This is a genomic window from bacterium (genome assembly GCA_020440705.1).
Classification (GTDB): Bacteria; Krumholzibacteriota; Krumholzibacteriia; order LZORAL124-64-63; family LZORAL124-64-63; genus JAGRNP01.
Genome location: JAGRNP010000300.1, coordinates 1 through 619 on the forward strand (window position 1 = coordinate 1; position 619 = coordinate 619).

Genomic DNA, 619 nt, shown 5'->3' on the forward strand with positions numbered 1-619 from the left:
CAAGCTCGACAACCTCAAGAAGAAGATCGGGCTCTGACCCTCCACGCGCCGCATCCACCTCATTCCCGCGCCGGCCAAGGTATCGCCGTACTTGACCGGCCCTTGAAAGCGTGCATACACTTTGAGTCGAATTCGAGCTCGAACAACGAGCGTGAGGGAGTACGAAATGTCAGCCACAGCATTCGCCGCCGTGCCCACGATGTTCGCATTCATCGGTGGGATCGGCGTGGGCGAGATGATCCTGATCCTGGCGATTCTTTTGCTCGTCTTCGGGGCTGGAAAGCTTCCGCAGATCGGCGAGGCGTTGGGCAAGGGGATCAAGAACTTCAAGAACGCCGCGACAGGCAAAGACGACGTCGATGTCACACCGAAAAAGCAGCTCGCGGACAAGGTCGACGATGTAGAGGTCGTTCACCCGGTAGGTCAGAAACAGAAGAAAGACGCTTGAGCGACGATCGCGCCCGCCACGCCGCCGACGGCGCCGCTCATCTCACCGCTTCGACCGCTCAGTGTTTCTTGCGCTTCTCTTGATCGCTCTTGAGCGCCTTCAATAGATCGGCACAGTTCATCTCGCTCCAGGATTTCCTCTTGTCGTAGTCGCTGATCCGTTTGCCCAGCT

General features: G+C 58.2%; 1 protein-coding gene. It reads left to right on the plus strand.

Going from position 1 to position 619, the window contains the following annotated elements; translation table 11 throughout:
- The first annotated feature begins 211 nt into the window (after nucleotides 1-211).
- The gene (locus tag KDM41_18485) at nucleotides 212-448 is read left to right on the plus strand and encodes a twin-arginine translocase TatA/TatE family subunit (GenBank protein MCB1185413.1); all 237 of its coding nucleotides are present in this window, start codon (nucleotides 212-214) and stop codon (nucleotides 446-448) included.
- Nucleotides 449-619 lie beyond the last annotated feature (171 nt).